We start from the raw sequence: 8723 nt of genomic DNA, 5'->3' as shown, positions 1-8723 counted from the left end.
ACCATTCTGTCAATAAATATAAATTATAATATATGATGAACTTATTACTGAAATGTAAATTTATTCTCAACAAAAAATATATCACATATTTTAAATAATATATAAATAAGTTATAAAAACATAATTTATATTTTTTCTATTTAATATTTCACAATTTATCTTTCTTTTTTCCATTTTCTTATCTTTGTTCTAAATGTTTTAAAGGGAGCAACTGTATTTACTTGAACAAATTTCCATATAGGCCATACTGCTGTTTTAGTTGCACTATCTGCCCATTTTCTTTTATGCGGCATAAATAATTCCTCATCAGAAATATTTTCTAACCATACAATTATTTCATTCACGTTATTGGTTAGTGCAATAATTAATTCTTCTAAAGTCATTTTAGAATATTGCTCATAAAACCAAGAATACAATTTACCAAGTTCATTCCATTTAAAATTGGGATGCGGTGTTTTAACAATTTTTCCAATGAGTTCATCTCGTTCCCATTGTAATAACAAAGTTGTCCACCCTAATTGATAGGATAAATTTTCTGCCGGTGTCCTATCTACTCCGTCTATTCGTAAATTTTTATCTTCTTCCCTTATTGTGAAAAATTCTGTAATATATTTTTCAAATGCTTTATTAATTTCACTAATCAACTCTTTTTTAGAGCTATATTGTTTCATTATATTCTCCCCCTTGTGTACAACACATAGATCTTATATTAAGAGCTCTTCTTTTAATATTTCTCTTCTGATATAGTTTAATTAATATAAAATATCTTCTGGTTTAATTTTATCTTCTTCCGTAATTTTTCTAATCACTTTACAAGGTGAACCGGCTGCAATAACACCTACTGGAATATTCTTTTTAACAACACTTCCAGCCCCAATAATCGAACCTTTTCCTATTGTTACACCGCCACATACTGTTGAATTTGCTCCAATCCAAACATTGTCTTCTATAGTTATAGGTGCCGAGGTGCCTACACCTTTTGCTCGTTGTTCAGGATGTATTGCATGACCTGAACAAGCTATACACACTCCAGGAGCGATAAATGCGCCATTTCCTATGTTAACAGGAGAATTATCTAAAATTACGCAGTTATAATTAATAAAAGTAAAACCATGAATGTGAATGTTAAATCCATAATCACAACGAAAACTTGGCTCAATAAACACATAATCTGAACAAGTGCCAAATAATTCTTTTAAGATTTCTATACGTTTATCTTGTTCTTTTGGCAAAGTTTGATTATATTTCCAACATAATTCCTTTGCATAATATTGTTTTTCCATAGGGGTACTTTCATACCCGCTTACATATGATTTATTTTGTTTCATAATTTCTAATATATTCATCTTAATCCCCTTTTACATTAGTAATAATTAGATTTGTCTGTACATAGCTATTTCTAGGCTATCCATGTATTGAGCTAATGATTTATTAAATTTTTCATATTCAGCCGCTTGAAATTCCTCTGTCACACAGCCAACCGAACATCTAACGGCTTGAAGTTGATTAAAAAATGTTATCATTAATGGTACGCCTACTACCTTAGAAATACCACGTATCGTCATCTTCCCAGCTTCTTTTATTTTTAGAACTTCTTCTTTTGAGTGTATATTTATTATTTTATCATCAACGAGAATTTCTATATTATCATAATAATCATATGCTAAATTAACTGCTTTACAAATATGTTTCCACCCCACTCTATAAGTTAACCTATATTCTGCAAATAACCATCCATTTTCTTTTTCTACACCTAATAAAAGCATCTCTTTTTCTCCTATTTAAACTTTTTAAAAGTTATATTGATAAATTTTTATTTTCTCCACGGGGTTTTGTATGAGACCCACCTATTAGCATTGTAATTGGCTAATTTTGTAAATGGAAATACTTCTATACCTTTTTCTATTAATTTATCTTCAAAATAATCTCTAACCGTCCAAACATGCTCCGGATATGGATTTTCCATATTCAATACCGTATATAATTCGTCTTTTGAAATTTCTAAGTCTTTCAGTACTTTGTTCTCATCTTCATTCAATCTTTTATAATTCTCTTGTAATTCATTTCTTGTATTAATGGCTTCTAAATTCGTAAGCATAAAATTCTCCTACGTTAATAAAAAATGTTATATTTCAAAATGATTTTTTATAATATTATTAAGTTGTTTAGAAATACCTTTAAAATTTTGATATAAATCTAATGTTCTAACAGATATTTGATTTCCATGCATATTATATGTGTTATTAGGCTGAATATCATCTTCTGTTTTTGCATAAAGCAACATTCCTGAAACAGTATGATTTTCTTTTTCAAATTTATAATCACAATTTTTTACATAAGTAAAAATTTGATAAATATTATTTGAATGAATTGTATTTTTATTATAATAAATTTGAGTATTTTGACTATAATATTTCGCGTCTATTATTAATACTGTATTATCTTTTTGTATATGAATATCAGTTTTCATTATTGGTAACATATTTCTAATTCCGTCATCCACAATCCAAGGTATTTGTGAAGAAGTTACAGAAAGTTCAGGGAAATTTTTTTTATAATACTCTAATATAAATTTTTCATATAATCTACTCATTCTTTGTTCATCTATTAAGGTTGCAATTTTATACTCTCCTTTATCAGTTGTAAAAAGTAACCCCTCAACTATAAGTCGACAAATATTAATTAACATTCTGTAGTTTTGATTATATTTTTGAAATTTAATAGCATTCCACTTAATGTTTGATATATTTATTGTTTCTACATTTGAAAAAAACAAAATTTTCTTTTTCAAATCTTTTTTATATTTTTCTTTGATTTTTTTATTTTTTAAAAGAATTATAATTGTAGATTTCAATATTTGATTATATATATTATTTTCTGATAATTCATCAAACTCGCAACTTAATATTCTTTTATTATTATATTGATTTTTAATAGTACCTTGTATATTAACTTTTCCTCTCATGACAGAAATATTTTCCTTTTTATTGACATATTCACGATATAGTCCTTGTTTTAATTCCGTTCCTATTCCTTTAGCCAAAATTGCTGATAACATATCATACATTTCTTCAAATTCTTCAAAATCAATATTTTCATAATTTTTTTGATTTATATTTTGAAAAGCATAAGATAACATATAATAAATATTCTTAATTAATACTTTCTTATTTTTCATTAAATATACCACATAATTTTTTATTCCAAGTTAACAATTTTTCTTCTTCATCAAACCAATATTCACTTATCATTGGAATAATATCAAATTCTATTATATCTTTAAGCAACTTATTCGTACATTCATTAATATTACAGAAATAGCTATGACCTAGACAAAATCCACTCCCTAAAGCCTTATCTCGAATTATTTCTTGATTAAGTTCTTTAATAATTTCTATTAATTTATTAAAATTATCATTTGATAAATTTTCCTGATATTTAAGAAATCCTTTTGATGTAAAACCTGGTTCTAGACTAATAAAACTAAAACGACGCCTTAAAGCATAATCTATCATAGCAAGACTTCGATCGGCTGTATTCATCATACCGATAATATATAAATTTTTAGGTACAGAAAATTTCTCATCACCATATGATAAAGTAATCTTCTCCTCCCTATAATCAGATTCAATAAGCATTAGTAATTCACCGAAAATTTTACTCAAATTACCTCTATTAATTTCATCAATTATTAAAAAATAATCTTTATTAGGATTTCTTTCCGCCTTTTTACAAAAGTTATAGAATATACCCAGTTTTAATTTAAAACCATTTTCAACGGGCTTATACCCCATTACAAAGTCTTCATAAGAATAATTTTGATGAAATTGTATAAACTCTATAAAATCTTCATTCTTTTCATTTAATATAGAATATGCTAGTCTTTTAGCTGCAAATGTTTTTCCTACCCCTGGTGCTCCTTGTAAAATAATATTTTTCTTCTTTTTTAATACCGATACCAAACTATCATATTTTTCCTCACACATATACGTATCGTTTAAAAAATCTTTTTTTGAATAGCTATTATTAGAACTATAATTTAATTCCATATTATTTTTTTTTATAATTTCAGATATTAAATTATATTCACTTTCCGTAAGTTTAAATAAACTTCCCCTAGGATTTTTAAAATATTCCATTTTTTGAAGTCCCGGATATTTTTTAAAATCTGAAAAATCTATTGGAATTGACAAGTTTTTACATTTTTCAAAATAAATCTTCTCTCCATCTTGTTCTTTACAAACACACAATATTGAAACTATTTTTTTATCGGAGATGACTCATATCCTAATACTATATCCCCAATTTTTGCATCTATAAAATTTTTAAAGATACTTCTTTTTCTTCCCTTATTACCATACAAAGTATACTCTTGTTGCTCTCCTATCGGTATTTTAGATATACTCCAAATTTTAGGATTTGCATTTAAAAACCAATATTGCTGCTTACGATTATCATATAGATTTACATCAGATAAATCAATTTTTTGTAACGCCATTAACAGTTCATCTCGAATCTTCCAAATAAATGTTCCCTCTTCTTTATTTTCAGTATATTTTCCTACATATAATATCGGCCAATACTTACTATTTCTACCTTTGTTAAGTTTACAATTTGTTTTTTTAACAATTCTTTTTGCAAGTGCAATAGATCCTGCATTATAAAAATTTATATTTTCTCCATACTTCATTGAAAGCTGTTTACAAGTAGCTTGCCCTCCATAATCAATTATTCTCTTCATAATTTGTAAACTATATTTATTAAATATAGTTTCATCCCTTATCAATTCAACCCAATCATCCACTGATAAATCTGGTGAGTAATTTTTTGGTTCCCAGTCTTTATCAATATTTTCCATATTAACCATATATTATTTTTATCCTTTCTATTAACTCTATTATCAAGTTCTCAATTAAATAATATTAATAAGAATAATCCCCATTAATAATAAACTAAATACAATCTAAAATAACTAAAACAATTTTATATAAGGAAATATACTTACGTACTCGAATAAATAGATTCATATGTTCTCAAAATCTTTCATCATTAGCATATGAAATAATATATTCTCCCTCTTCAGTATCAATGGAATATAATTCCGCCCTATCACTATTGATACCATACACTGTAATTCTGCAAAATATTTCTTCTAAATACTTTTTTTACCAGTATTTTTATTAACAATTGTTATCCCTAAACCCCTAATTTTTAAATTAGAGAATAATATACTTTTTAATCATATGGAATATTTTCTGCATTCTCCAATTGTAAATGTATCTTCGTTAATACTACTAGGTAGTTCATAAATTACTTCATTTCTAAAAATTTTCACAAGAAAACTATACAAAGAAATATTGAAATTACTCTTATCTCTACAAATAAATAAATTATTAACAAAATTCTCCATAATTTTTTTAATTATAAGTATTTCTAAATTAATATATAACTCCTCTAAAAATTTATAATAATATTATAAGCTATTTATTTTGTAAAAACAATAATAAATTATAATGGCAATAGAATGAGTTTTTAAGTTTAAACAAAAACGAACTTTTTACTAAGAAAAGGGAGCGACTCAAAAATCGTGATTTCATAGAAATCGATTTTGTCGAGTCGCTCCACACAGATTATTAGATACAAAAAGTTTTATAAAGCGAATTTGAATATCAATAAACCACTACGTTTAACTAGATATAGTTAGACTTCTTTACAATTTGGAACTTTTAGATCAACCACTTTACTAATTATTTTATAATTTTTATTCTAAGTATAAGTAAGAAAATCTAATAACTAAATTAAACCGGCATCTTTTAGAATTTCTTCAATATATGTTCCTTTTATTTTTTTCAATACACGTTTACTAAATACTTTGGCAAGTAGAGGGAGTTTTACTTCTTCAAGTTTTTTACCATCCATTAAACGACTCGTAGATTTAGTCATTACACGTAAGTCATAAGCAGAAGCAAACACTTCAGGTACACCACGATCAACATTTAATAACGTATAGACGGCTTCCATAGCTGTACGAACAGAGTATTCAGTAGTGAAGACAGTATCACGAGCAGTCTCAGAGAAGTTTCCTATAAATGCTAAGTTTTTAGAACCTTCTGGAATAACTAACGGACGATCTCCATCGCATCTTGGCATAAAATAACTAGTTATATACGGCATATAACACGGCACTGTATTACATCCTTGGCTAGCAAATTCATGAATAAATTGTTCAGGAACACCAATATGGTAAAGCCACTCTTCTGCTATTTCAATACCGGTACAAGCTTCTATTGGTTTTTTAATGTAGTTCCCCGGGATATTTGAATATAAACCGTAAATCCAAACGACCAGCTCATCTTTAGGATGAGATTTAAAATGTGGTTGACGGTTAAGTGTGTAACTCATCATCCAGTTTGAATCACGTGCTGTTACAATACCACCTGTTACTACTTTACCTGCATAAGGATCACGCTTGCTAATTTTTTCGATATATTCTGCAATTCGTTTATCTTTTACAGTTGCTGTCGCGGAAACAAACCAACTTTGATCTGGAAGATTTTCACAAAATACTTCCGGTCGACCAAAACGCTCATCTTGTTTAGCTAAGTTTTTCCAAAGTTGCCAAGCTCCACCGAGTTCTTTGTTGACAGGTGCTGATGTATCATTATTACCATAAGTTGTTGAAGCAGTAATACTACCATTTGTAACAAAAACAAGATCATCTTCTGTTAACTCTCTAATAACCGGCTCTCCTTTTACCTCTAAGATTAAGTGTTTAGCGATAAGATCTTTTCCATGTTTTTCAACTTTGATATCTTTGACAACAGTATTATACTCAAAAGTAACCCCATGATTTTCTAAGTATTTAACCAAAGGTAATACTAATGATTCATATTGATTATATTTAGTGAATTTAAGTGCCAATAAATCTGGAAGTCCATTAATATGATGAATAAATCTCAGTACATAACGGCGCATTTCTGTAGCTGAATGCCATTTTTCAAAGGCAAACATAGTCGACCAATAAATCCAAAAGTTTGTTCCAAAAAATTCTTTACTAAATACATCTGTAATTTTTTTCCCTTGTAGTTCTGACTCTGAAGTTAAGTATAATTTAACCATTTCTTGACTAGATTTGTCAGATAAGGCAAAAAGCCCATCATTAGGAATTTGTTGTCCACGTTTTTCAATAACACGACATTTTGAATAGTTAGGATCTTCTTTGTTTAACCAGTAAAATTCATCTAAAACTGACGCATCTTCTATCTCTAATGATGGAATAGAACGGAAAAGATCCCAAAGACATTCAAAGTGATCTTCCATCTCACGACCACCACGGATAATAAATCCACGTGTTGGATTCATAATACCATCCAAGGTGTTGGATTCATAATACCATCCAAGCTACCTCCTGCTATTGGAAGTTCTTCAAAAATATGAATTCTATCCCCTTTCATTTGCCCATCTCGAATTAAAAAGGCTGCCGCAGAAAGAGATGCGAGTCCAGAACCAACTAAATAAGCTGATTTTTTATCAACTCCTGCTGGTTTTTTTGGTTTAGCAAAAGCTTCATAATTTCCATTTGAATAATACATAAAAACCCCTCCTAAAAAAAGTGTATATTAATATCACCATTAATATACACTTTTCATATAAATAAAACAATTTACAATTTCCGCTTTTTGCCTAACTATTTTACAAATTCTTTGAATTGTAAAGAACTATTTTTTATTAAAGAAGGGAAATAACCTCGCCTAACATAACTTTTTCAATTCTTCCGACAAGTTCTTCAACAGTTTCGGGCATTTTCTTTTCTATCCAATCTAATCCTACACCTACTAAAGCATAAGTATAAAAAGAGTAAGAAAACTCTACTTGCCTAGTCTTTTCTTGAGACACTTCGATTTTTTGAAATATCTGATTACTTAGAAATAGTTCAATCTCTTGCTTTAAAACTCTTTCTAAAAATCCTTTCCCAAAAGAGCGATAGGTATTTAAAACAAAAACATGATTCTCAGAGATATATTGAAAAATTGATATTAGCGCATCTTGCCATTTTTCATAGATTACACCTCTTCCAATTGAAGTTACTACTTCTCGAAGATAAATCCACTCTACTAAATCATAAATATCTTTAAAATTATTATAAAATGTCTGTCGACTTACTCCACAAGCTTGAGTTAAGTCATTAATTGTTATTTTTGATAATGTTTTCTTTTCTGCCATTTCTTTTAGAGTTGATGCTAGTACTTTTTTATTACTATAGTCATACCTAGTCACTCCCTTTCTTTCATTATGTTAATTCTTTTTTATATTTACTTATTTTGTATAGCTAATCATCTAGTATGACAATAATAAAACTATTGTTTTGTATCATAAAAATGAAGACCACTATTGTACTAGTATTTTCTCATAAATTCCACTATTTTATCAACCAATAAAATCCTTCTTTAAATTTTTCATTATCATTTTCAAAATAATTTTTTTATGATAAAAAATAATCTTATCTAGTTTTCAAAATTCAATTTTTTAAAAAATAATACCAATCGTAAATTTACAGTATGTTACAAAAAATAGCGCATGAATACCGAATATAATACTCTTACACTATTTTAATATATTAAAGAAACAATGTTAAACAAAAAATAAAGCCTTGAAAAATCAAGACTTTATTTCTTAGTATATTACTTAAATTATGGCTCAACAAAAAATCGGACTGATAAAAA

General features: G+C 27.5%; 8 protein-coding genes and 1 pseudogene. All 9 read right to left on the bottom strand.

Features of this window, described 5'->3' with window-relative positions; all coding sequences use genetic code 11:
- Positions 1–155: 155 nt before the first annotated feature.
- Complete coding sequence (locus tag HMPREF1983_RS04860; RefSeq protein WP_021753182.1) at positions 156–671, bottom strand: ClbS/DfsB family four-helix bundle protein; 516 nt, start codon at positions 669–671, stop codon at positions 156–158.
- 81 nt (positions 672–752) lie between these two features.
- Positions 753–1346, bottom strand: a complete 594-nt coding sequence (locus HMPREF1983_RS04855) for a sugar O-acetyltransferase (RefSeq protein ID WP_021753181.1) — start codon at positions 1344–1346, stop codon at positions 753–755.
- Positions 1347–1373: 27 nt separating this feature from the next.
- Entirely contained in the window at positions 1374–1766 is a 393-nt protein-coding gene (locus HMPREF1983_RS04850) for a hypothetical protein (protein WP_021753180.1), read from the bottom strand.
- A gap of 47 nt (positions 1767–1813) precedes the next feature.
- A complete protein-coding gene (locus HMPREF1983_RS04845; RefSeq protein WP_021753179.1) occupies positions 1814–2098 on the bottom strand; it encodes a DUF2316 family protein in 285 nt (94 codons plus the stop codon).
- A gap of 27 nt (positions 2099–2125) precedes the next feature.
- Positions 2126–3178 carry a 5-methylcytosine-specific restriction endonuclease system specificity protein McrC gene (mcrC, locus tag HMPREF1983_RS04840; protein ID WP_021753178.1) on the bottom strand — a complete coding sequence of 351 codons (1053 nt, stop codon included), beginning with the start codon at positions 3176–3178 and terminating at the stop codon, positions 2126–2128.
- A complete protein-coding gene (locus HMPREF1983_RS04835) occupies positions 3168–4250 on the bottom strand; it encodes an AAA family ATPase (RefSeq protein ID WP_021753177.1) in 1083 nt (360 codons plus the stop codon). Before HMPREF1983_RS04835 ends, mcrC begins: the two co-directional genes overlap by 11 nt.
- A gap of 8 nt (positions 4251–4258) precedes the next feature.
- Positions 4259–4867, bottom strand: a complete 609-nt coding sequence (locus HMPREF1983_RS07895; RefSeq protein ID WP_021753176.1) for a hypothetical protein — start codon at positions 4865–4867, stop codon at positions 4259–4261.
- A 926-nt stretch (positions 4868–5793) separates the two neighbouring features.
- A pseudogene (locus HMPREF1983_RS04830) lies at positions 5794–7592 on the bottom strand (oleate hydratase).
- A gap of 136 nt (positions 7593–7728) precedes the next feature.
- Positions 7729–8277, bottom strand: coding sequence for a TetR/AcrR family transcriptional regulator (locus tag HMPREF1983_RS04825; protein WP_021753173.1), 549 nt, complete (start codon positions 8275–8277; stop codon positions 7729–7731).
- Positions 8278–8723 lie beyond the last annotated feature (446 nt).

The sequence above is a fragment of the Gemella bergeri ATCC 700627 genome (assembly GCF_000469465.1).
Lineage (GTDB): Bacteria > Bacillota > Bacilli > Staphylococcales > Gemellaceae > Gemella > Gemella bergeri.
Note: the sequence above shows the minus strand (reverse complement) of the source record. Positions and strands in the feature narration are given on the sequence as shown.

Coding starts and splice junctions, on each gene's coding strand:
- HMPREF1983_RS04860 (WP_021753182.1), bottom strand. CDS start 671: ATGAAACAATATAGCTCTAAAAAAGAGTTGATTAGTGAAATTAATAAA.
- HMPREF1983_RS04855 (WP_021753181.1), bottom strand. CDS start 1,346: ATGAATATATTAGAAATTATGAAACAAAATAAATCATATGTAAGCGGG.
- HMPREF1983_RS04850 (WP_021753180.1), bottom strand. CDS start 1,766: ATGCTTTTATTAGGTGTAGAAAAAGAAAATGGATGGTTATTTGCAGAA.
- HMPREF1983_RS04845 (WP_021753179.1), bottom strand. CDS start 2,098: ATGCTTACGAATTTAGAAGCCATTAATACAAGAAATGAATTACAAGAG.
- mcrC (WP_021753178.1), bottom strand. CDS start 3,178: ATGAAAAATAAGAAAGTATTAATTAAGAATATTTATTATATGTTATCT.
- HMPREF1983_RS07895 (WP_021753176.1), bottom strand. CDS start 4,867: ATGGTTAATATGGAAAATATTGATAAAGACTGGGAACCAAAAAATTAC.